Annotated in this window: 20 protein-coding genes and 1 pseudogene; 4 read left to right on the top strand and 17 right to left on the bottom strand. The window is 58.7% G+C overall.

Annotated features, from left to right (window positions below):
- Positions 1–26 precede the first annotated feature (26 nt).
- The 3 genes from actP to acs form a co-directional block, all read right to left on the bottom strand.
- Positions 27–1,676 (bottom strand): cation/acetate symporter ActP, encoded by a 1,650-nt coding sequence (gene actP / locus ACJ69_RS15425; protein WP_038417698.1) that lies wholly within the window; start codon positions 1,674–1,676, stop codon positions 27–29.
- Entirely contained in the window at positions 1,673–1,987 is a 315-nt protein-coding gene (locus ACJ69_RS15420) for a DUF485 domain-containing protein (RefSeq protein ID WP_054829834.1), read from the bottom strand. Before ACJ69_RS15420 ends, actP begins: the two co-directional genes overlap by 4 nt.
- Positions 1,988–2,178: 191 nt before the next feature.
- Entirely contained in the window at positions 2,179–4,137 is a 1,959-nt protein-coding gene (gene acs / locus ACJ69_RS15415; RefSeq protein WP_059347287.1) for an acetate--CoA ligase, read from the bottom strand.
- A gap of 423 nt (positions 4,138–4,560) precedes the next feature.
- On the opposite strand from acs, the gene gltP reads away from it, so the two are divergent.
- Positions 4,561–5,874 (top strand): glutamate/aspartate:proton symporter GltP, encoded by a 1,314-nt coding sequence (gene gltP, locus ACJ69_RS15410; RefSeq protein WP_059347286.1) that lies wholly within the window; start codon positions 4,561–4,563, stop codon positions 5,872–5,874.
- 80 nt (positions 5,875–5,954) lie between these two features.
- On the opposite strand, the gene ACJ69_RS15405 is transcribed toward gltP, so the two are convergent.
- The 3 genes from ACJ69_RS15405 to fdhF all read right to left on the bottom strand — a co-directional run bounded on the left by ACJ69_RS15405 (position 5,955) and on the right by fdhF (position 9,374).
- Complete coding sequence (locus tag ACJ69_RS15405; RefSeq protein WP_029740746.1) at positions 5,955–6,629, bottom strand: tetratricopeptide repeat protein; 675 nt, start codon at positions 6,627–6,629, stop codon at positions 5,955–5,957.
- Positions 6,630–6,750: 121 nt separating this feature from the next.
- On the bottom strand, positions 6,751–6,903 hold the full coding sequence (locus ACJ69_RS15400; protein WP_054829833.1) for a Hok/Gef family protein: 153 nt from the start codon (positions 6,901–6,903) through the stop codon (positions 6,751–6,753).
- A 323-nt stretch (positions 6,904–7,226) separates the two neighbouring features.
- Positions 7,227–9,374 carry a formate dehydrogenase subunit alpha gene (gene fdhF / locus ACJ69_RS15395; RefSeq protein ID WP_081051435.1) on the bottom strand — a complete coding sequence of 716 codons (2,148 nt, stop codon included), beginning with the start codon at positions 9,372–9,374 and terminating at the stop codon, positions 7,227–7,229.
- Positions 9,375–9,630: 256 nt separating this feature from the next.
- On the opposite strand from fdhF, the gene ACJ69_RS15385 reads away from it, so the two are divergent.
- Positions 9,631–10,362, top strand: a complete 732-nt coding sequence (locus tag ACJ69_RS15385; RefSeq protein WP_047646875.1) for a response regulator — start codon at positions 9,631–9,633, stop codon at positions 10,360–10,362.
- On the opposite strand, the gene ACJ69_RS15380 is transcribed toward ACJ69_RS15385, so the two are convergent.
- From ACJ69_RS15380 to ACJ69_RS15355, 6 genes are read right to left on the bottom strand one after another with little or no spacing between them, the layout of a single operon-like run.
- Positions 10,359–11,363, bottom strand: a complete 1,005-nt coding sequence (locus ACJ69_RS15380; protein WP_059347285.1) for a carbohydrate kinase family protein — start codon at positions 11,361–11,363, stop codon at positions 10,359–10,361. The two genes, ACJ69_RS15385 and ACJ69_RS15380, sit on opposite strands and share 4 nt — an antisense overlap.
- Positions 11,363–12,223 (bottom strand): ketose 1,6-bisphosphate aldolase, encoded by an 861-nt coding sequence (locus ACJ69_RS15375; protein ID WP_054829830.1) that lies wholly within the window; start codon positions 12,221–12,223, stop codon positions 11,363–11,365. The genes ACJ69_RS15380 and ACJ69_RS15375 overlap by 1 nt, the downstream gene beginning before the upstream one ends.
- 10 nt (positions 12,224–12,233) lie before the next feature.
- A complete protein-coding gene (locus tag ACJ69_RS15370) occupies positions 12,234–12,920 on the bottom strand; it encodes a D-lyxose/D-mannose isomerase (RefSeq protein ID WP_059347284.1) in 687 nt (228 codons plus the stop codon).
- 49 nt (positions 12,921–12,969) lie between these two features.
- Positions 12,970–13,911, bottom strand: coding sequence for an ABC transporter substrate-binding protein (locus tag ACJ69_RS15365; RefSeq protein ID WP_021242935.1), 942 nt, complete (start codon positions 13,909–13,911; stop codon positions 12,970–12,972).
- A 32-nt stretch (positions 13,912–13,943) separates the two neighbouring features.
- Positions 13,944–14,939, bottom strand: coding sequence for an ABC transporter permease subunit (locus ACJ69_RS15360; RefSeq protein ID WP_029741569.1), 996 nt, complete (start codon positions 14,937–14,939; stop codon positions 13,944–13,946).
- Positions 14,936–16,456, bottom strand: a complete 1,521-nt coding sequence (locus ACJ69_RS15355; RefSeq protein ID WP_059347283.1) for a sugar ABC transporter ATP-binding protein — start codon at positions 16,454–16,456, stop codon at positions 14,936–14,938. Before ACJ69_RS15355 ends, ACJ69_RS15360 begins: the two co-directional genes overlap by 4 nt.
- Before the next feature lie 181 nt (positions 16,457–16,637).
- Between ACJ69_RS15355 and ACJ69_RS15350 the strand changes: the two genes are divergently transcribed.
- Together ACJ69_RS15350 and yjdP are read left to right on the top strand one after the other, a co-directional pair.
- On the top strand, positions 16,638–18,917 hold the full coding sequence (locus ACJ69_RS15350; RefSeq protein ID WP_059347282.1) for an ATP-binding protein: 2,280 nt from the start codon (positions 16,638–16,640) through the stop codon (positions 18,915–18,917).
- Between the two features lie 69 nt (positions 18,918–18,986).
- Positions 18,987–19,310, top strand: coding sequence for a DDRRRQL repeat protein YjdP (gene yjdP / locus ACJ69_RS15345; RefSeq protein WP_049007719.1), 324 nt, complete (start codon positions 18,987–18,989; stop codon positions 19,308–19,310).
- 52 nt (positions 19,311–19,362) lie between these two features.
- Here the strand turns inward: yjdP and phnP are convergent.
- The 5 genes and pseudogenes from phnP to phnL form a co-directional block, all read right to left on the bottom strand.
- Positions 19,363–20,120, bottom strand: a pseudogene (phnP, locus tag ACJ69_RS15340) (phosphonate metabolism protein PhnP).
- Positions 20,121–20,129: 9 nt separating this feature from the next.
- Positions 20,130–20,564: an aminoalkylphosphonate N-acetyltransferase gene (phnO, locus tag ACJ69_RS15335; RefSeq protein ID WP_059347281.1), complete on the bottom strand. Its 435-nt coding sequence runs from the start codon at positions 20,562–20,564 to the stop codon at positions 20,130–20,132.
- Positions 20,557–21,108, bottom strand: coding sequence for a ribose 1,5-bisphosphokinase (gene phnN, locus ACJ69_RS15330; protein WP_155616782.1), 552 nt, complete (start codon positions 21,106–21,108; stop codon positions 20,557–20,559). Before phnN ends, phnO begins: the two co-directional genes overlap by 8 nt.
- Positions 21,105–22,241 carry an alpha-D-ribose 1-methylphosphonate 5-triphosphate diphosphatase gene (gene phnM / locus ACJ69_RS15325; RefSeq protein ID WP_054829828.1) on the bottom strand — a complete coding sequence of 379 codons (1,137 nt, stop codon included), beginning with the start codon at positions 22,239–22,241 and terminating at the stop codon, positions 21,105–21,107. The genes phnN and phnM overlap by 4 nt, the downstream gene beginning before the upstream one ends.
- Positions 22,238–22,918, bottom strand: coding sequence for a phosphonate C-P lyase system protein PhnL (gene phnL, locus ACJ69_RS15320; RefSeq protein WP_059347279.1), 681 nt, complete (start codon positions 22,916–22,918; stop codon positions 22,238–22,240). Before phnL ends, phnM begins: the two co-directional genes overlap by 4 nt.
- Positions 22,919–22,922 lie beyond the last annotated feature (4 nt).

Below are 22,922 nucleotides of genomic sequence, written 5' to 3'. Positions count from 1 at the left end.
CGGCCAGAATGACCGGGGAGAAAGGCTTAGTGCGCGCGGCCCTGCTCGACGCCCAGGCCGGTTTGAGAACGGATAAACTGGGCGCGGAATTTCTCACGCTCCAGGTTACCCTCCGGCGAATTGTCGGTGGCCGAGAAGAACCAGATGCCGATAAACGCCACGGCGATAGAGAACAGCGCCGGGTATTCATACGGGAAGATAGCGCTTGCGTGACCGAGGATCTGCACCCAGATGGTTGGGCCCAGAATCATCAGGATCACCGCCGTCAGCAGCCCCAGCCAGCCGCCAATCATCGCGCCGCGCGTGGTCAGTTTCGACCAGTACATGGAGAGCAGGATGATCGGGAAGTTACAGCTTGCCGCAATCGAGAAGGCCAGCCCCACCATAAAGGCGATGTTCTGCTTCTCGAACAGAATGCCTAACAGTATCGCCACCACGCCCAGCACCAGCACGGTGATTTTAGAGACCTTCAGCTCGTCGCGCTCGCTCGCGCCTTTACGAATCACGTTAGCGTAGAGGTCATGCGACACCGCAGACGCGCCGGCCAGCGTCAGCCCTGCAACCACCGCAAGTATGGTGGCGAAGGCCACGGCGGAGATAAAGCCGAGGAACAGGTTACCGCCCACCGCGTCAGCCAGGTGCACCGCCGCCATGTTGTTACCGCCAATCAGCGCGCCCGCCGCGTCTTTAAACGCCGGGTTCGCCCCCACCAGCATGATCGCGCCAAAGCCGATGATAAAGGTGAGGATATAGAAGTAACCCATGAAACCGGTGGCGTAGAAGACGCTCTTGCGCGCTTCACGCGCATCGCTCACGGTAAAGAAGCGCATCAGGATATGCGGCAGGCCAGCGGTGCCGAACATCAGGCCGAGACCCAGCGAGAGCGCGGATATCGGGTCTTTCACCAGCCCGCCCGGGCTCATGATCGCTTCCCCTTTCGGGTGGACCGCCATCGCTTCAGTAAACAGGTTATTGAAGCTGAACCCGACGTGTTTCATGACCATAAAGGCCATAAAGCTGGCGCCGAACAGCAGCAATACCGCTTTGATGATCTGCACCCAGGTGGTTGCCAGCATGCCGCCGAACAGGACGTACATCACCATCAGCACGCCAACCAGCACCACCGCGATGTGGTAGTTCAGGCCGAACAGCAGTTGGATCAATTTACCCGCGCCGACCATCTGCGCAATCAGGTACAGCGCCACCACCACCAGCGAGCCGCAGGCAGAGAGGGTGCGAATCGGCCCCTGCTTCAGGCGATAGGATGCCACGTCAGCGAAGGTATAGCGGCCCAGGTTACGCAGGCGCTCGGCAATCAGGAACAGGATGATCGGCCAGCCGACGAGGAAGCCGAGGGAGTAAATCAGGCCGTCATAGCCGGAGGTGTACACCAGCGCGGAGATCCCGAGGAAAGAGGCGGCGGACATAAAGTCACCCGCAATCGCCAGCCCGTTCTGGAAGCCGGTAATGTTGCCGCCAGCGGTGTAGTAATCGTTACGGGAGCGCACGCGTTTCGACGCCCAGTAGGTGATGTACAGCGTCAGCAGGACGAAAATCAGGAACATCACAATGGCCTGCCAGTTGGTTGGCTGGCGCTGGACCTCGCCGGTAATGGCATCCGCCGCGTGGGCGGCAAAGGGAAGCGTGGCGGCGAGCGCCGTCAGAACTCTCTTCATGATGCTTTTACCTCTTGCAGTACCGCTTTATTAAGTCGATCGAATTCACCGTTCGCGCGCCAGACGTAGACGCCGGTCAGCAAGAATGAAATCACAATCACGCCAATGCCAATCGGAATACCGCGCGTCACGCTGGTCCCCTCGTGCAGCGGAGTGCCCAGCCAGTGCGGAGCAAAGGCGATCAGCAGAATAAAGCCGACGTAGATAACCAGCATGATGATGGAAAGGATGAAGGCAAACCGTTGCCGCTTATCGACGAGCTCCCTGTAGTGCGCACTATTCTCTATCTGCTGACAAATATGGTCATTCATCACAGAGTCTCCAGAGGTTCCCCTTCGTCTTTCACGCTGCAGGTGCGTTGGCCGCACTCGACCACCCCAGACACATAGTGAACTATGCTCTTGGGGATGTTCTCGCTTGCCGCCTTCCTGCAACGCGAAATCCTTTGGGGAGGGTTGTTTTAATTCCCTCTCCCCTATGGGGAGAGGGCTAGGGTGAGGGGTTACGATGGCATTGCGATGGCCTGCTTCTCTTCGAGCAGTTTTTCCACCACGCCAGGATCCGCGAGCGTTGAGGTATCACCGAGGTTGCTGGTGTCTCCAGCCGCGATTTTGCGCAAGATACGACGCATAATTTTGCCGGAACGGGTTTTCGGCAGCGAGTCGGTCCAGTGCAGCACGTCCGGCGTCGCCAGCGGGCCAATCTCTTTACGCACCCAGTTGCGCACCTCAGCGTAGAGCTCAGGCGACGGCTCTTCGCCGTGGTTCAGGGTGACATAGGCGTAAATCGCCTGGCCTTTGATGTTGTGCGGAATACCGACCACGGCGGCTTCGGCAATCTTCGGATGCGACACCAGCGCCGATTCAATCTCAGCGGTGCCCAGACGGTGGCCGGAGACGTTCAGCACGTCGTCCACGCGCCCGGTTATCCAGTAATAGCCGTCTTCGTCACGACGCGCGCCGTCGCCGCTGAAGTACATGTTTTTAAAGGTCGAGAAGTAGGTCTGCTCGAAGCGATCGTGATCGCCGAACAGGGTACGCGCCTGACCCGGCCAGGAGTCTGTGATCACCAGATTGCCTTCGGTGGCGCCTTCCAGCGGGTTGCCTTCGTTATCCACCAGCGCAGGCTGCACGCCGAAGAACGGACGGGTTGCGGAACCGGCCTTCAGCTGCGTGGCACCCGGCATCGGGGTGATCATGAAGCCGCCGGTTTCGGTCTGCCACCAGGTGTCCATCACCGGGCATTTCTCGTTACCGATTTTCTTCCAGTACCACTCCCAGGCTTCCGGGTTGATTGGCTCACCCACGGAACCGAGGATGCGCAATGAAGAGCGGTCAGTGCCTTCGATGGCTTTATCGCCTTCCGCCATTAATGCGCGGATCGCCGTTGGCGCGGTGTAGAGAATGTTGACCTGGTGTTTGTCGACCACCTGACACATACGCGCCGGGGTCGGCCAGTTTGGTACGCCCTCAAACATCAGCGTTGTTGCGCCACAGGCCAGCGGGCCGTACAGCAGATAGCTGTGTCCGGTAACCCAGCCCACGTCGGCGGTACACCAGTAGATGTCGCCCGGATGGTAGTCGAAGACGTATTTAAAGGTGGTGGCCGCATAGACCAGATAGCCGCCGGTGGTGTGAAGCACGCCTTTCGGCTTACCGGTGGAGCCGGAAGTATAAAGAATGAACAGCGGATCTTCTGCGTTCATCTCTTCCGGCTGATGCTGGTCGCTCGCTTTCTCGATCAGGTCGCTCCACCACAGGTCGCGCCCCTCGTTCCAGTCGATTTTGCCGCCGGTACGCTTAAGGACGATAACGTTACTGACCGTTTTGACGTTCGGGTTTTTCAGCGCTTCGTCGACGTTTTTCTTCAGTGGGATACCGCGCCCGGCGCGCACGCCTTCATCGGCGGTGATCACCAGTTTTGAACTGGAATCGACAATGCGGCCCGCTACCGCCTCTGGCGAGAACCCGCCGAAAATCACCGAGTGGATCGCGCCGATACGCGCGCAGGCCAGCATGGCCACCGCCGCTTCCGGCACCATCGGCATATAGATAGCGACCACATCGCCTTTTTTAATGTCCTTTTCCAGCAGGACGTTGGCGAAGCGGCACACGTCGCGGTGCAGCTCTTTGTAGGTAATGTGTTTGCTTTGCGAGGCATCATCGCCTTCCCAGATGATGGCCGTCTCGTTCCCGCGCTCGGCAAGGTGACGATCGAGGCAGTTCGCCGCCAGGTTCAGGGTGCCATCTTCATACCATTTAATGGAGACATTGCCGGGCGCAAAGGAGGTGTTCTTCACCTTCTGATAAGGTTTGATCCAGTCAAGGATATGGCCCTGCTCACCCCAGAAGGTGTCCGGGGCGGTGATAGATTGCTGATATTTCTCGTGGTACTGCTCCGGGGTGATCAGGCAACGGTCCGCAATATTTGCGGGAATGTCGTGTTTATGTATTTGGCTCATGGCTTTTTTTCTCCTTGTAAGATGTTAATAATATGTCGCAAAAACGTTAATTGTAGGGGCTTTACAAGCTTTGTTTATTATTTGGGCTACAGATCACGCATTGTTTGAAGAGTATGAAAATTGAGCGAATGAAACTTTGAAGGAAAATAATTGATGCTGACGATTATTCACATTTATGTTTAAAAAAGCGTTTTTATAACAAAAGGTTATTTATCAGAATTAGAACAAACTCCCGTCATCGTCGCTTTTGTGAGTGAAACGCGTCGTTCTTTAAGGCTTGCGCAACAGGTCGCGCAAATGATACTCATACGCCGCGTTAAAAAATCCCATAAACCAACGCAACACAATTCATACCCTTTCAGTATGTCTCCCTGTTCATGCAGTTTGAGTGAATAAGGCGCTTCATTGAGGAAGTCAGTTTCTATGAAAAACATTAAAGTCAGCCTTGCCTGGCAGATCTTAATCGCCCTTGTGCTGGGCATTTTGCTGGGCAGTTACCTCCACTATCATAGCGACAGCCGCGAATGGCTGATTGCGAACCTGCTCTCTCCGGCAGGGGATATCTTTATTCATCTGATCAAGATGATCGTGGTACCGATTGTGATCTCGACGCTGGTGGTCGGTATTGCGGGCGTCGGCGATGCGAAACAGTTAGGCCGTATTGGCGCGAAAACCATTATCTATTTCGAAGTGATCACTACGGTTGCGATTATCCTCGGTATCACGCTGGCGAACGTGTTCCAGCCGGGTTCCGGGATCGATATGTCGCAGCTGGCCACGGTGGATATTTCGAAATACCAAAGTACGACCGCTGACGTGCAGAGTCATGCGCATGGCCTGATGGGCACTATTCTGTCGCTGGTGCCGACCAACATCGTGGCGTCGATGGCGAAGGGCGAGATGCTGCCTATCATCTTCTTCTCGGTGCTGTTTGGTCTGGGACTCTCTTCACTGCCAGCGACGCATCGCGAACCGCTGGTGACCGTGTTCCGCTCTATCTCCGAAACCATGTTTAAAGTGACCCACATGGTGATGCGTTACGCGCCGGTAGGGGTGTTTGCGCTTATCGCGGTGACCGTGGCGAACTTCGGTTTTGCCTCCCTGTGGCCGCTGGCGAAGCTGGTGCTCCTGGTGCACTTCGCCATTCTGTTCTTCGCGCTGGTGGTGCTGGGGATCGTGGCGCGCCTGTGCGGGCTGAGCATCTGGATCCTGATTCGCATCCTGAAAGATGAGCTGATTCTGGCGTACTCCACGGCAAGTTCTGAGAGCGTGCTGCCGCGCATCATTGAGAAGATGGAAGCCTACGGCGCGCCTGCCTCTATTACCAGCTTCGTGGTACCGACCGGCTACTCCTTTAACCTGGACGGTTCGACGCTGTACCAGAGCATCGCCGCTATCTTTATTGCGCAACTGTACGGCATTGACCTGTCGCTGTGGCAGGAGATCGTACTGGTGCTGACGCTGATGGTGACGTCCAAAGGTATTGCAGGCGTTCCGGGCGTCTCCTTCGTGGTGCTGCTGGCAACGCTTGGCAGCGTCGGTATTCCGCTGGAAGGTCTGGCGTTTATCGCCGGTGTCGACCGTATCCTCGACATGGCGCGTACCGCGCTGAACGTGGTGGGGAATGCTCTGGCGGTGCTGGTTATCGCCAAGTGGGAACACAAATTCGATCGTAAAAAAGCGCTGGCGTATGAACGCGAGGTGCTGGGTCGTTTTGATAAGACGGCCGACCAGTAACATCCTAAGCCCGGTGGCGCTGCGCTTACCGGGCCTGCGGGTTTTGTAGGCCGGGTAAGGCGAAGCCGCCACCCGGCACTTTACTCCCCGCTTAACGCATCAAACTCTTCGCATCCCGTATCAAACCCTTCAGTGCAGCTCAGGTTCAACCAGTAGAGCGCTTTCTGTTTATTGGGCGTGATAAAGCCTTTCTCTCCCTGCCTGAACAACATCCCTGCCCAGTACTCGGCGTAGCCCGTGCGTGAAAGTGCCGAGCTCCGCTTGAACCACGAGGCGGCCTGCACGTCGTCCTGGGCAACTTCAACGCCGTTGGCATAAATCAGCCCGAGCAGCATTTGCGCATCTACCGCAGAATCGTTATCGATATCTTCGGCCGCCGTTTGCAGCAGTTTGATGGCCTGAGGATAGTCAGTTTTACCTGCCTGAGTATTGACCAGCACGCGCGCCAGCATGATCGCGCCGCGTTTGCTGCCCGCTATGGTTGCCTGCTGCGCCAGTGCCTTAGCTTGCGCATAATTTCCCTGGGTAAAGAGGATTTGAGAGAGCAGCCCCATGGCGTCGACATCGCCACCTTTAGCGGCTTTCTCGGCCCACAGTGCGGCCTGCTTGCTGTCACCGGAGCTAAAGTATGTATCGGCCAAATAATACTGGGCACGGGCGTCACCCGCTTCAGCCTGTTCTTTGTACTGACTGCCAATCTCGTCGGCACGGACAAGCGATGTAAAAAGTAACAACAACAGAAAAATATGTTTCATGGGTTCTTATCATCGGGGTACACGCCGCGCAGTATAATCGCGGCGACAGAAGAAAAAAATGGGTGCATTAAGACCTCAGCATCCTGCAAGCCGGGCGGAACCGTGGTTCCGCCCGTAGAGGTTAGCCTGCGTTACAGGCTAATTTTGCCGCCACCTCCTGATGTTCACCCTTTATTGAAAACTCGCATAACTTACCTCGAGTAATAAAGGTAAAGATCACTATCGTCAGGCAAATAATAAAGACCATGCCTAACGCAGTTTTTAATGGCGTCATGCCTTTTACTCCTTGTCAAAAAAAGAATAAGAGGCTACTCTCAACTTGTCGGAGTTGAGGGAGAGTAGCCTCGGGTAAATGAAAATTTCCCGGGGCTTTCTACTTTCTGTCCCTCAACAATGCTCAAGACAGAAAGTCTTAAGCACCCGCCGCACATCTTATCCCTCTGAATTAAAATGCAAAGATGTAATTCTTTTTCGCGAAAATTACATTATTTCTGCGAGCCGCTTTCCAGAATAATAATTCATATATTTGATGAGTTAATCGGAAATAAAAAGGGAGTGAATATCTCACTCCCTTTATTCACTTATGAATTAACGGCTTCAGCACATTGCGCTTTCGCGCAGTCGGGCTTTCAGCTTGTTATATTCGTCGATGACATACTGTTCCGCAGCGTGCTGATCCGCAATTGGCTCCACGCGTACGGCGCAGTATTTATACTCCGGCGTTTTGGTTATCGGACTTAAGTTCTCCGTGACCAGCTCATTACAGGCGCCAATCCACCACTGGTAGGTCATATAGACCGCCCCTTTGTTCGGACGATCGCTGACCTGCGCACGGGTAATGATCCGGCCTTTGCGCGAGTTCACCCACACCAGCGCTTCATCCTCAATGCCGAGGCGCTGCGCGTCGGCGGTGTTGATTTGCGCATAGCCCGGTTCGTCCGCCAGCGCCGCCAGCGCGGCGCAGTTACCCGTCATCGAACGACAGGAGTAGTGGCCTACTTCACGCACGGTGGAGAGCACCATCGGATACTCGTCGGTGAGTTTATCGATCGGCGCGACCCAGTCGCAGGTGAAGAACTGCGCCAGCCCGTTCGGGGTGTCGAACTTCTCTTTAAAGAGGTATGACGTCCCCTGGTCGGCTTCTGACTCATCCCGACACGGCCACTGGATGTATCCCAGCTCACCCATTTTTTCATAGGTTGCCCCATAAAAGTCCGGACACAGATTGCGCAGCTCGTCCCAGATCTCCTGAGTGTTGTTGTAGTGCATCGGGTAGCCCATGCGGGTGGCGATTTCGCTGATGATCTGCCAGTCCGTTTTCAGATCCCACTTCGGCTCGACCGCCTTAAAGAAGCGCTGGAAGCCGCGGTCCGCCGCCGTGTAGACGCCTTCATGCTCGCCCCAGGAGGTTGACGGTAGAATCACATCCGCCGCCGCCGCGGTTTTGGTCATGAAGATATCCTGGACAATCACCAGCTCCAGATCCTCAAACCCTTTGCGCACCGCAGACAGCTCAGCGTCGGTCTGGAGCGGATCTTCACCCATGATGTAGGCCGCACGCACTTCGCCGTGCGCCGCGCGGTGCGGCAGCTCGCTGATGCGATATCCGGTGTGTTCCGGCAGGCTTTCCACGCCCCAGGCCTTCGCGAATTTCTCGCGGTTTTCCGGGAACTTCACGTACTGGTAGCCCGGGTAGGTGTCCGGCAGCGCGCCCATATCGCAGGCGCCCTGAACGTTATTCTGACCACGTACCGGGTTGACGCCGACGTGCGCTTTACCCAGATTACCGGTCAGCATCGCGAGACTCGTCAGAGAACGCACGGTTTCCACGCCCTGATAGAACTGGGTCACGCCCATTCCCCACAGGATGGCGGCGGTTTTCGCCCCGGCATACATCCGTGCCGCCTGGCGGATCTCCTGCGCGCTGACGCCGGTGATTGTTTCCACCGACTCTGGCGTATAGCCTTCGACAATTTTCCGATACTCTTCAAAGCCTTCCGTACGGGTCGCGACAAACGCCTGGTCGTACAGGTTCTCCTCAATAATGACGTGCCCCATTGCGTTCAGCAGCGCGATGTTCGAGCCGTTTTTCAACGCGATGTGCATATCCGCAATGCGCGCGGTTTCAATTTTGCGCGGATCGCAGACGATGATTTTCGCCCCGTTCTGCTTAGCGCGAATAACGTGGTTCGCGACGATAGGGTGAGAATCCGCCGGGTTATAGCCAAAGATGAAGACGAGATCGGTGTTATCTATCTCGTTGATGGCATTACTCATTGCGCCGTTACCGACCGACTGGTGCAGACCTGCAACCGATGGGCCGTGTCAAACGCGAGCGCAGCAGTCGACGTTATTGGTTCCAATAACGGCGCGCGCGAATTTTTGCATCACATAGTTGGTTTCATTCCCCGTCCCGCGTGAAGAGCCGGTGGTCTGAATCGCATCCGGGCCATATTTGGTCTTGATGGCGCTCAGACGCGTGGCGACGTAATCCAGCGCCTCGCTCCAGGAGACGGCTTCCAGCTTGCCGCCGCGCTCGCGGCGGATCATAGGGGTTTTCAGGCGCGGGGTGAGGATTTGGGTATCGTTAATAAAATCCCAGCCGTAGTAACCTTTCAGGCATAGCGTGCCCTGGTTGGTTTTCCCCTGTGCGGCCTCCGCCCGGACGATTTTGCCGTTATCGACCACCAGGTGGATCTTGCAACCTGAGGCACAATAAGGGCAAACCGTGACGACTTTTTTCATCAGTCTGCTCCAGTTAATCGAATCATTCGCACCCACTATGCAGCTTCTATGCCATGTTTTTTGTATGGGTATACCCTGACTTTACGGTCCCTTCGCGGTGAAAACCCTGACAAAAAGCAGCCAATCGTCAAAATTGACGTGTCGACAGGGCATCGGATGTGACATGGGTTGAATTTCCGTCACTGAAAAAACCATTTGACTGGAGCCGACGGCAGAATGGTTCAGACTTAACATAATCCCCTGACGGAAGCATACGATGAAACCGGCGATTCTGGTGGTAGATGACGATACGGCAGTCTGCGAACTGCTTCAGGACGTGCTGAGCGAGCACGTCTTTAGCGTGCTTGTCTGCCATAACGGCCAGGATGCACTGCGGCAGGTACAGCAGGAGCCGAATATTGCGCTGGTACTGCTGGATATGATGCTGCCGGATATCAACGGCTTACAGGTTTTGCTGCAGCTGCAAAAGCAGCGCCCGGCGCTACCGGTGATCATGTTAACCGGGCTGGGCAGTGAGTCAGACGTGGTGGTGGGGCTGGAGATGGGGGCCGACGATTATATTGGCAAACCGTTCAACCCGCGCGTGGTGGTCGCCCGCGTTAAAGCGGTATTGCGCCGTACGGGCGTGCTGGCTGCGGAAGTCCCCGCAGCGCCCGTAGCGGGCATTGCTTTTAACGGATGGACGCTCGATACCACCCGCTGTGAGCTGAGCGATCCGCAGCGTAACCCTGTCCCCTTAACCCAGGGCGAGTACGGCCTGCTGCTGGCGCTTACGCAAAATGCCCGTCGGGTGCTGAGTCGTGACCAGCTGCTTGAGCTGACCCACAGCGAAAGCGCGGACGTGTTCGACCGCACGATTGACGTGTTGATCATGCGCCTGCGCCGGAAGATCGAGGCTAATCCGCATCAGCCTGCGCTCATCAAAACCATCCGGGGGCTGGGTTACGTGTTTGCCACCGATGTTTCCCATAGCGAGAAAGCGGCCTAAGTATTCTCTTTGATAAACAGCCGCAGCTCGGCCAGCGTTTTCGCGCCGTCAATCGCGTTGGCGGCCAGCAGGCTGGCTCGCGCGCAGGCGTGTGCAAGATAAATGCTCTCCGTGAGCGGGAGCGATTCATGGCAGCCGTATAAAAACCCCGCGCAAAACGCATCGCCCGCGCCGACGCTGCCGACAATGTCTTTTTGCTCCAGGAGCCATGAGGGGATCCAGCGACCTTGCTCACCCGGCGCTTCGCCCCATGCGCCTTCCGGACAGTGGATCACCACCCGCTGACGCACGCCTGCCGCCAGCAGCTGCGTCGCGGCATCGGCGATATGGGCGATATTCAGCACGTCACTGCCGTCGCGCATCTCCAGCCCGCTAAACTCCCCGGCTTCCAGCTCGTTAATCACCAGATAATCAAGATGGCGCAGGGCAGGGAGCACCAGCGGCTGGTAGCGCGGGTCGCCCTTGCGGGAAACCAGATCGAGCGACGTTTCATACCCCTGGTCGCGCATCTGCGCCAGCAGGCGCGCGCTGCGGGTACCAAACTCGTCATCGGGCATATCCAGGCTGTCGAGCAGCAGCAGGTAGCCGAGATGGAAGATCTTCATCGATCCGTCTAAGCGATCGAAGGCGGGAAGATCCAGCAGGCGGTTGGCGCCCGGCGAGTGGAAGAAGGTGCGCTGTCCACTGGGATCGGTCATCACCTGCGACATGGAGGTCGGGGCAAAGGTGGTGCGCTGAACCCGCTGGCGGTTGACGTGGTACTGGTCAAGCATCGCCAGAATGTAATCCCCGTCGCCGTCTTCGCCAATCAGCCCCACCGCCTGTAGCGGCAGGCCAACGTGCATTTTTGCCAGCGTCAGCAGCACGTTGAGCGGCGCGCCGCCAGTTGAGCGTTCGCTGTGGGTAATTTCCGCCAGCCAGCCGCGCTCCGGCCACTGCACGACCTGGTGGACGTGATCCACCAGCATGTTGCCTGCGGCGATGATGCCTTTACGTTCCATTATGCCTGCCCCGCGCTGCCGAAGATGCGCATCTGTTCGGCGACCGTATCGGTAATCGCCTCTTCTATCCCCAGCAGCAGCTCGGCAAACTCATCGTACAGCGGCTGACGGTTCGCCATGCGCTGCTCCACGGCGGCGAGTGCGGCCTGCGACATGCCGGTGTAGAAGTTGATTTTATGAATGCCGAGCTCGATGGCGCGGCGGAAGTCGGCATCGCTAATCCCGGAGCCGCCGTGTAAAACCAGCGGCAGCCCCGTCTGCTGGCGAATGGCGTCCAGGCGTGGGAAATCGAGTTTCGGCTCGCCCTTGTATTTACCGTGCGCGTTGCCGATGGCAACCGCCAGCGCGTCGATGCCGGTTGAATCGACAAATTCGCGCGCCAGCTGCGGGTCGGTAAAGAACGCTTCATCCGCATGCCCGTACAGCGCGCCGCCTTCATCGCCACCGACCGCGCCGAGCTCCGCTTCCACCGACACGCCGACCGCGTGGCACATCTTCACCACTTCCCGCGTCTGGCGAATGTTCTCCTCATAGCTCAGCATAGAGCCGTCGAACATCACCGAGCTGAACCCTAAGCGCAGGGCGCGCACCACCGCCTCGAAATGCAGGCCGTGGTCAAGATTGAGCACCACGGGAATATCGTGGCGGGCGGCCTCGAACTTCACCGCTTCGACAAGCGAATCCAGGGAGACGTACTTAAAATGCACTTCGGCGATGTTGATGATAAACGGCGAGCGTTCCTGCTTCGCGGCGGCGAACAGCGCGCGCAGGAAGTGGGAGTCGAGCACGTTAAACGCGCCCAGCGCGTAGCGATGCGCCCTGGCGTGCTCCAGACCGTCGGCAAGAGAGATCAATGGCATCATTTACTCCTTATATCCGGAACAGGTTGTACTCGTTGCACAGCACCAGCAGCGCCGGTTCGTCTTCTTGGATGTTGTTATAGCGGGCAACGGGCTGCAAAAAGTGGTTATCGTGCTCGTCGTCGTTTACCGATGACACCTCCCCAACCAGCACGTCGCCGAAGCCGCGTTCGCCCCAGAAGCTGTGGTACAGACCGGGTGTCAGACAGATGCTTTCCCCTGGCATGAGGCGCAGCTGGCTGCCGGGCGCGTGGGTCTGACGGCAGCCGTCGACGGTGACCGTCACGTCGGTGTTTTCCGTTTCTTCATGCGCTCCGGCATTCCATAACTCAATAATCAGATTTCCGCCGCCCCGGTTGATGATGTCTTCCCGCTTGCGCCAGTGAAAATGCAACGGCGTCACCTGGCCGTCGCGCACGTGCATAATTTTTTCGGCATAGCACTTTTCATAAGGCACGCCGTTGGGCGAGCCGTTGCGCAAGGTAAACAGCGTCAGGCCCTCGGCGGCAAAGCTGTTGCCGCCGAACGCCGTCACGTCCCAGCCGAGCTTGAGGTCGAATACCTCCTGCCATGCGGCCTGGTCAAGCTGCTGCCATTTTGTGGGCGGAAAGCTGGCAAACGGCGGGAGATGCACGTCGTGCATGGAAAAGAACTGTCGCGTGTGGCCGAGAATTTCATTGATGTCGGAGCGTTTCATGGGGACTCCTTGAAAACAGTTCCCTCTCCCTGCGGGAGAGGGAAAAGGATCATTTAACCGTCCAGCCCTTATACGTGCCGACGTTCTTTTTATCGATCATCGTCACCGGGATCAGCACCGGCGCTTTCGGCGCAGGTTTGCCCTGTAGAATGTCATAGCCGATCTCCACCGCTTTTGCCGCCATCACCTGCGGATCCTGCGCCGGGGTCGCGACAAACAGCGAGTTTTCCCGCTTCAGCGCTTCTTCACCGTCCGGGCTGCCATCCACGCCGACGATAAAGAACTCGTTGCGCTGAGCCTGTTTCGCGGCCAGATCGGCGCCGATCGCGGTCGGATCGTTAATCGCAAACACGCCGTCGATCTTCGGATTGGCCGCCAGCAGGGAGGTCATGACTTCCAGACCGCCTTCACGACTGCCTTTGGCGTTTTGGTTATCCGAGAGTACCTTGATATCCGGATGTTTTTTGAATTCCGTCTGGCAGCCTTCCACGCGGTTTTGCACCGCAGAGACCGGTGGTCCGTTAATGATCACCACGTTGCCTTTGCCTTTCAGGCGATCGGTAATGTACTTACAGGCCATTTCGCCCGCCTGGGTGTTATCGGAGGTGATGGTCGCATCCGCCCCTTCCGCCGCCACGTCAACCGCAACGACCACGATCCCTGCGTCCTTCGCGCGCTTCACCGCCGGGCCGATCCCTTTGGAATCCGCGGCATTGAGGATGATCATGTCCACCTTCGCAGCAATAAAGTTGTCGATCTGCGCCACCTGCTGGCCCAGATCGTAACCGCTGGAGACCAGCGTCACCTTGACGTTATCGCCAGCCAGCTTGCGCGCTTCCAGCTCGGCACCTTTGGTGATCTGCACGAAGAACGGGTTGGCCAGGTCGCCCACCGTCACGCCGATGGACTTCAGATCTTTTGCCTGCGCAAACGGCGTTGCGGCAAGCAGCGCGCCAGCACAGAGCGCGGTCACTAACGGTTTCAAACGCATATAGTATTCCTCGAAGCTGTAGGGTTTTGTTGTTATGCACTTTGATGGTGTCGGGTACGGTATTTGTCGATCAGCACCGCTATGATGATCACCGCCCCTTTGATCACCAGTTGCCAGAAGTAGGAGACGCCCATCAGCGTCATGCCGTTGTTGAGGGTGGCGATGATCAGCGCGCCAACCAGCGTGCCGGTGATCGTGCCGATCCCGCCGACGAAGCTGGTGCCGCCGAGGATCACCGCCGCAATCGCATCCAGCTCGTAGCCCGTGCCGAGGTTGCCGTTGGCGCTGTAGAGGCGCGAGGCGCTCATCACTCCGCCAAGCCCGGAGAGCAGGCCGCTCATGCCGTACACGAACAGCAGCACCAGCCAGACCTTAATGCCGGTCAGTCGCGCCGCCTGCATGTTGCCGCCCACCGCGTAGATGTGGACGCCGAGCGTGGTGCGGCGCAGGATGAACCAGCAGATAGCAATGACCGCCAGCGCGATCACCACCAGCCACGGAATCGGGCCGAGGTAGTTATTGCCGATCCACTCGAAGCTGATGTTGGAGTTAATGACCGTCGTGCCGTCCGCCAGCAGATACGCCGCGCCGCGCAGCGCCGTATAGGTGCCGAGCGTCACGATAAAAGGCGGCAGCCCGGCAAAGGCCACCAGCGCGCCGTTGAACAGGCCCAGCACCATGCCGAGCATCAGTGCGGCCGGAATGGAGAGCATGGCGAATTCAGGGATAAGCGAGACCACCATCGCCGCTACCGCCGTAGTGCCGAGAATCGAGCCCACGGAGAGGTCAATCCCGCCGGTTAAAATGATGAAGGTCATTCCCGCTGCCAGCACGATGTTGATCGACGCCTGACGGGTAATGTTGAGCAGGTTGCTCTCGGTGAAGAAGTTTGGGGCGATAAAGCCAAATACCGCCACAATCAGGATAAGAATCGGCAGGATGCCGACCGTTTGCATCAGATCGCTCATCAGCAATTTTTTGGCGGAGGCGGATTTCGCCACCTGCTGCGGATGGGTTGGAGTTGTCATGATTGCACCGCCTGATGATGAGTGTCGTTCACGCCGGTTGCCAGCGTCATAATGTTTTCCTGAGAGATGTCGCGCCCGTGGAGTTCACCCGCAATACTGCCTTCCCGCATCACGTACACCCGGTCGCTCATGCCTACCACTTCCGGCAGCTCGCTGGAGATCATTAAAATCGCCACCCCTTTGCGCGCCATCTGGTTAATGATGCGGTAGATCTCGCTTTTCGCGCCAACGTCCACGCCGCGCGTGGGTTCGTCCAGGATCAGAATGCGCGGGCCGATGGCCACCCAGCGGGAGATCAGCAGCTTTTGCTGATTGCCGCCTGACAGCCCGCCCGCGCGCACCTGCGAATGGGGTACGCGGATGTTGAGCAGGGCGATAGCGTCATCGGAAATCGACTGCGCTTTTTTGCGGTTTAGCATGCCGAAGGTCGCGTCGCGCTCCAGCGTCGCCATGGTGATGTTTTCCTGCGCCGCCAGCTCCAGAAACAGCCCCTGCTCCTTGCGGTTTTCGGTGAGAAAACCGATGCCGTTTTCGATGGCCGCACGCGGGGAGTGGATCACCACCGGCTCGCCGTCGACCTCAATCATGCCGCCGGTGGCTTTACGCACGCCGAATATAAGCTGCGCCAGCTCGGAGCGTCCGGCCCCGACCAGGCCCGCCAGCCCGACGATTTCGCCGGAACGTACCTGCAGGCTGCACGGCTGTACTTTTTTACCGTCGGTAAGGTGGTGGACGTTGAGACGCGGGCTGCCGAGGGGAATATCACGCTCTTTGTTGAACAGGTCGCTTAACGGGCGGCCCACCATCATGCGCACCAGCTCGGAGGCGTTTAGCTTGTCGCGCGTCAGGCTGCCGACGTACTGACCGTCGCGCAGAACGCTGACGCGATCAGAAAGTTCATACACTTCCGCCATGCGGTGGCTGATATAGATGATCGCCATCCCTTCATCGCGCAGGCGCCAAATCAATTCAAACAGGCGATGCGTTTCCCGCGAGGAGAGGGCGGCGGTGGGTTCATCCATCACCAGAATGCGGCTGTTGCGGTGCAGCGCGCGGGCGATTTCCACCTGCTGCTGCTCGGCGATGGTCAGCTTCATCACCAGATCGGTAGCATTGAACTGTGCGCCGAGGCGCTCAATCACCGCCTGCGCCTGGGCGGCCATCTCTTTGCGCTGCACCATCCCGCCGCGCGACAGCTCGCTGCCAAGAAAGATATTTTCGGCAACGGTCAGATTGGGCGCGAGCTGCATCTCCTGATAAATCAGGGTAATGCCTGCGGCCAGCGCATCTTTCGGCCCTTTGATGTGAAACGGTTGACCGTCGATCAGGATCTCACCGCTGGTGGCGGTATAGGCTCCCGCGAGAATTTTCATCAGCGTGCTTTTTCCCGCGCCGTTTTCGCCCATCAGCGCGTGGATCTCTCCGGGGAAGACCGTCAAATCCACACCCTTGAGCGCGTGGAAACTGCCAAACGTTTTGGCAATGCTGCGCATCTCTAATACCGGGGTTCTGCTCATGGCGGATCTCCTGCGAATGCCGATATCTGCACTTCATCACAGGTGCGTAAATGCAAAATGTCAGAAGCTGTTCATATTTGTCATAGTTATGAATAGCTAATCGCCGTCACATTTCTCTTTTCCCTCTCCCAGTGGGAGAGGGCCAGGGTGAGGGCATCAAACCGCAGAGGAGCCCAAACCCATGCCATCACGCCCCCCCTTTTTCGCCAGCGCCCGCGGCCGCCTGCTGATTTTTAATCTGCTGGTGGTCGCCGTGACGCTGATGGTGAGCGGCGTGGCGGTGCTCGGCTTTCGTCACGCCAGCCAGATCCAGGAGCAGGTTCAGCAGCAAACGCTGGACGATATGACCGGAAGCATGAACCTGGCCCGCGATACCGCCAACGTGGCGACGGCGGCGGTGCGGCTTTCACAGGTGGTCGGGGCGCTGGAGTACAAAGGCGAAGCCGAGCGCCTGAAGCAGACGCAAATGGCGCTGCGCCGCTCGCTGGAACAGCTTGCGGATGCGCCGCTGGCGCAGCAGGAGCCGGCGCTGGTGGCGCGCATTATTCAACGAAGCAATGAGCTACAGCAGAGCGTGACGGAGATGCTTGAGCGCGGCCAGCGCCGCCATCTGGAGCGTAACGCGCTGCTGAGCTCGCTGTACCAAAGCCAGAGCTACCTGCGTCATTTGCAGGACATCAACCGCCGTTACGACAGCAACGTGCCGGATGCGCAGCAGCTGATGGAGATGGACCGGCTGATCGCCGCCGCCATCGACACCCCTTCGCCGCGCGCGACCGTTCAGCAGCTGGACGCCGTGGCCGCAGCGCTGCCCCGGAGTGCCGTACAGCCGGTCGTGAAGGGGGTTCTGCCAGATTTTAATGCCGAGTTAGGCAAGCTCGCCCCGCTGTCGAAGCAGCTGGAAGAGAGCGATCTGGCGATAAGCTGGTATATGTTCCACATCAAGGCGCTGGTGGCGATCCTCAACAGCGATATTAATCAGTACGTCGGGCAGGTGGCGCAGGCCTCCCGCCTTCGCACGGCCCAGAGCCATCACGAGCTGCAGTCCATCAGCGTGTTTATCAGCTTCTTCGCCGTGCTGGCGCTGATCATCACCGGGTGCGCCTGCTGGTATATCTACCGCAATCTGGCCTCTAACCTGACGGCGATTTCCCGGGCGATGTCGCGCCTTGCTCACGGCGAGCAGGATGTCTCCGTTCCCGCTCTCCAGCGGCGCGATGAGCTGGGCGAGCTGGCGCGCGCGTTTAACGTTTTTGCCCGCAATACCGCCTCGCTTGAGCACACCACGCGCCTGCTGAAAGAGAAAACCACGCAGATGGAGATCGACCGCGTTGAGCGTCAGGGGCTGGAAGAGGCGCTGCTGCACAGCCAGAAGATGAAGGCGGTTGGACAGCTGACCGGCGGGCTGGCGCATGATTTTAACAACCTGCTGGCGGTGATCATCGGCAGCCTTGAGCTCACCGACCCCGAATCGAAAGACGCGCCGCGCATTACCCGGGCGCTGAAGGCGGCCGAGCGTGGTGCCTTACTGACGCAGCGCCTGCTGGCGTTTTCCCGCAAGCAGTCCCTGACGCCGCATGCGGTAGAGATGCTGCCGCTGCTGGAGAACCTCCGGGAACTGTTGCGCCACTCCCTGCCTGCCACCCTGACCCTGGAGATTGAAGCGCAAACCCCGGCCTGGCCCGCCTGGATTGACGTCAGCCAGCTGGAAAACGCCATCATCAACCTGGTGATGAACGCGCGCGATGCGATGGAAGGGCAAAGCGGGGTGATTAAAATCCGGACCTGGAATCAGCGCGTCACCCGCAGCGACGGGCGCAGGCAGGATATGGTGGCGCTGGAGGTGATTGACCGCGGCAGCGGCATGTCGCAGGAGGTGAAATCCCGGGTCTTTGAACCGTTCTTCACCACCAAGCAGACCGGAAGCGGAAGCGGGTTAGGCCTGTCGATGGTCTACGGCTTTGTCCGCCAGTCCGGCGGTCGCGTGGAAATTGAAAGCGCGCCGGGGCAGGGAACGACCGTCCGGCTTCATCTCCCGCGCTCCGTGCTGCCCGCCGCGGCGGACGATGAAGCGCTGTCAGCCACCGCCTCCGTCGATAGCGAGCGGCTGGTTCTGGTGCTGGAAGATGAAGCCGATGTTCGGCAGACCCTGTGCGAGCAGCTGCATCAGCTCGGCTACCTGACGCTGGAAGCAGACAACGGCGAACAGGCGCTGAATATGCTGGAGGCTTCACCGGATATTGGCATGTTTATCAGCGACCTGATGCTGCCCGGCAGCCTCAGCGGCGCCGAGGTGATTAACCATGTGCGCAGCCATTACCCGCAGCTTCCGGTGCTGCTGATCAGCGGCCAGGATCTACGGCCCGCGCATAACCCTCAGCTGCCGGACGTCCAGCTACTGCGCAAGCCGTTTACGCGGGTGCAGCTGGCGCAGGCGCTGCGCAAGGTCATGGTAATTTGAGATTCCTCCGCTACCTCAGTGCTCCGCCGTTCATTATCGTAAGGCCAGTTCACCTGCGAGTCTGGCCTTATGAAACGTTACTCAACTGCTCTGTTATTCGGTCTGCTGTCACTCACCAGCCAGCTGGCTCATGCTGATATTGTTGATGATGCTATTGGCAACATTCAGCAGGCAATCAACGATGCCTATAACCCCAGCAGCAGCCGCAGCAGCGATGATGACGATCGTTATGACCGCAGCCGTCAAATCGACAGCCGCCAGTACGACGATCGCCGTCGGCAGCTTGAAGACAGACGTCGCCGTCTCGACGAGCGTCAGCGTCAGCTGGATGACGATCGTCGTCGGTTAGAAGAGGATGAGCGCAGGTTAGAGGACGATTACGATCGAGGTTAAGTGCGGCCTGTTGCCCTCACCCCGACCCTCTCCCACGGGAGAGGGAGAAAACCTAATCCAGCACCAGCACCATCCCGTCATAGCCCGCTTCTATGCCCTGCGGCAGCGGATTATCCATCATCCACACGTCAAACTGATGGCTGATGTGCGTCAGGATCACCTGCGGGCAGCCAATTATCTCGTTTAACGCAATCACGGTATTTAAGTCGCAATGGTTTCGCGGCGTTTCCTCGCGTGGCTCATGGCTGCAGTCGATAATTATTGCCTGCGGCTGGTTGTTGAGCAGGAACTTCACCGTTTTCTCCGGCAGTCCGGCGGTGTCGGAGAGCCAGGCCACGCGGCTGTGGGCCGATTCCAGCAAATACCCGAGGGTCAGTTTCGAATGGTTGAGCGGCAGCGGCGTGACCCGCAAACCCTGAAGCTCAAACATCACAAACGGTTCGACCGTGTGGCTAAAATCCAGAATCCCCGGGTGTTTAAACAGGTCGTCGCAGCCCGCTTCGTCCGGCGGGCCGTAAACCGGAATCGTCGCCCCCACGCCCAGCGCAGGGGGAAGAGACCCTGAACGTGATCCATATGGTAATGGGTCAGCAAAAACTGCTGAAAGCTGCCCGCCGGCCAGTCGTCCATCAGGTGCGGAATACCGGCATCCAGCAGGGTGACGGCATCGTTGAATTTCACCACCGCGCTGCACGGGCGACGGCGATAGTTATCCTGCAGGCGCGCCCGGCGGCAGGCCGCGCAGTCGCAGCCAAAGACCGGCACCAGCTGGGCGCCACCCGTTCCCGTCAACGTGATGGTCAGACTCATAGCGCACCTCTACAGCGGTTTGGTGAATCGGAAATGGCTCTGCGTGTATCCTTCACGAACGTAAAAACGGTGCGCGTCGGTGCGCTTCACGCTGGTGGAAAGTTCGGTCAGCTCCGCGCCGGCCTGTCGCGCCACCTCTTCCGCCCAGGCCAGCAGCTGACTGCCCACCTTTAACCCGCGCGCCTGCGGCATCACCACCAGCTCCTGGATCTCGCCGATCCAGCGCGCGTGATGGAGGTGAAACTGCATGTGCAGACCGATCATGCCGATGACCTGTCCCTCTCTCTGCGCAAGCTGGTAGCGCATGTTGCGATCCTGCAGATTGGCAAGAAACCCGGCGTGGAACGCCTGATGGTCGAACTCTGCCTGCTTCAGTTCGCAGATCAGGGCATAGACAATCTGCGCATCGTCGGCAGTAGCGGGGCGAAGCTGGCAGTCAGGCATGCTGTTTCTCCTTCTGACGGATAAGCGATAAAAAGATATCGACTGACTGTAGCAAACTTCCGTCGTTATTGAGGATGTGGCAGTCGGACGGGGCATAGCGGGCCGCACGCTCAAGCCGCTGATCGATCTCATGGGCTGATTCACGCCCCCGACTCTGCAACCGGCTGCGCAGGACGTCCGGCGAAACCTGCAGGCAGACCGGCAGCAGGGCCGCCTCATAGCGGGCGCGCGCTTGTGGCAGATGCGCGCGCGAGCCGTTAACCAGCACGTCAAAACCCGCGTGCAGCCAGAGGTCGATCTCAATGCCGACACCGTAATAAAAGCCGTTGGCGTGCCAGCTCAGCGCCAGCAGGTTTTGCCCGGCGCGGGTAAAAAACTCCTGCTCGCTCAGGGCGATATGGTTTTCACTTCCGGCGTTGGCCGCGCGGGTTATGTACCTGTGCGCGACCAAAAGCCGCGCGTGTTCCTGCTGCCGCAGCGCCGACAGCAGGCTATCCTTACCGGAGCCTGACGGCCCCATCAGCCAGATGAGCCTTCCCATCAGAACACCCTTTTTCCCTGACGCCAGACATGGTCGATATGAACGTGCTCGCCCTTGCGGTGGGCCAGCACCAGGTCCGCGCGTTTACCCTCGGCGATTTCCCCGCGATCCTGAAGGTTAAGCGCGGTGGCCGGGTTTTTCGTCACCAGACGAATCGCCTGCGGCAGCGTAAAGCTGTTGCTCTCATCGTCGGCAACCCGAAACGCCGCATCCAGCAGGCTGGCGGGGTAGTAGTCGGACGAGAGAATATCCAGCAGGCCGAGCGAGGCAAGCCTGCTTGCCGCGACGTTACCGGAGTGCGAGCCGCCGCGCACGATGTTCGGTGCGCCCATCAGCACGTTCATGCCGTGCCTGCGTGAGGCTTCAGCCGCTTCAAACGTGGTGGGAAATTCGGCGATCACGCTGCCAAGCTGGTGGGATTCGCGCACGTGATCGTGCGTGGCGTCGTCATGGCTGGCCAGCGCGATATTGCGGTCCCGGCACATCGCGGCAATCCTGAGACGGTTTGGCTGCGACCACTGCGCCGCAAGCGCCAGCTGCTCTTCCTCGTAGCGCGCCATCTCTGCGTCGCTGAGAGAATATTTGCCCTGATAGTATTCGCGATACTTTTCAATGTTGGCGAACTGGCGCTGCCCCGGCGAGTGGTCCATCAGGGAGACCAGCGAGACCGGCTCGCGCCCGACCAGTTTTTCAAACAGCGGCAGGGTGGTGTGGTGCGGCAGCTCGCAGCGCAGGTGCAGACGGTGCTCGGCGCGGTTGAGGCCGCGTTTTTGCGTCTCCTCCACGGCGTTGATCATCTTCTCGAGATTCTCCAGGCGGTCGCCGCCGTCGCGCACGTCGCCAATCGCCACCGCGTCCAGCACGGTGGTAATGCCGCTGGCGACCATCAGCGCGTCGTGGCTGCTCATCGCCGAATGGGCGGGCCAGTCCACCTTCGGGCGCGGGGTGAAAAATTTATCCAGATTATCGGTATGCAGCTCAATCAGCCCCGGCAGCAGCCAGCCGCCTTCACCGTCCATCGCTTCAGCGGCACGGCTCTGGGTTTCGGCAAAGGCGCGAATAACGCCTTCATGGACTTCAACCGAGCCATCAACAACTTCATTTTCCAGCACCAGCCTGACGTTATTGATAATCATGCGTGGACCCCCATCGGGTGCAGTCGGTCTGCGACGCGGCTGCGTACGGTTTCGTCGTGGAAGATCCCGACGATCGCCGCCCCGCGCGCTTTGGCCTGCTCGATCAGCTCCACCACGGCGGCGCTGTTTTTATCGTCGAGCGAGGCGGTAGGTTCATCCAGCAGCAGAATCGGGTAGTCGACAATAAAGCCGCGGGCAATATTGACGCGCTGCTGCTCGCCGCCGGAAAAGGTCGACGGGGCGAGATGCCACAGGCGCTCCGGCACGTTGAGGCGCGTCAGCAGGCTGGCGGCTTTGGCGGCGCAGGTTTCACGCGGCACGCCCAGATCCAGCAGCGGCTGCATCACCACGTCCAGGGCGGAGATCCGCGGGATCACCCGCAGAAACTGGCTGACCCAGCCGATCGTCGTGCGGCGCACTTCCAGCACCTTACGCGCGGAGGCCTGCACCAGATCGACCCATTCATCGTTGTGGCGAATGTGAATGTGGCCTTCATCCGGCAGATAGTTGGCATAAAGGGAGCGCAGCAGGGTGGATTTTCCGCTACCGGAATGGCCGTGCAGCACCACGCATTCGCCGCTGCTGACCTCTAACGAGGCATTTTGCAGCACCGGCAGGCGCACGCCGTTTTGCTGGTGGAGCACAAAGGTCTTACTTACGTTTTGTACGTGGATCATGTTG

The organism is Enterobacter asburiae (assembly GCF_001521715.1).
GTDB lineage: Bacteria > Pseudomonadota > Gammaproteobacteria > Enterobacterales > Enterobacteriaceae > Enterobacter > Enterobacter asburiae.
Note: the sequence above shows the minus strand (reverse complement) of the source record. Positions and strands in the feature narration are given on the sequence as shown.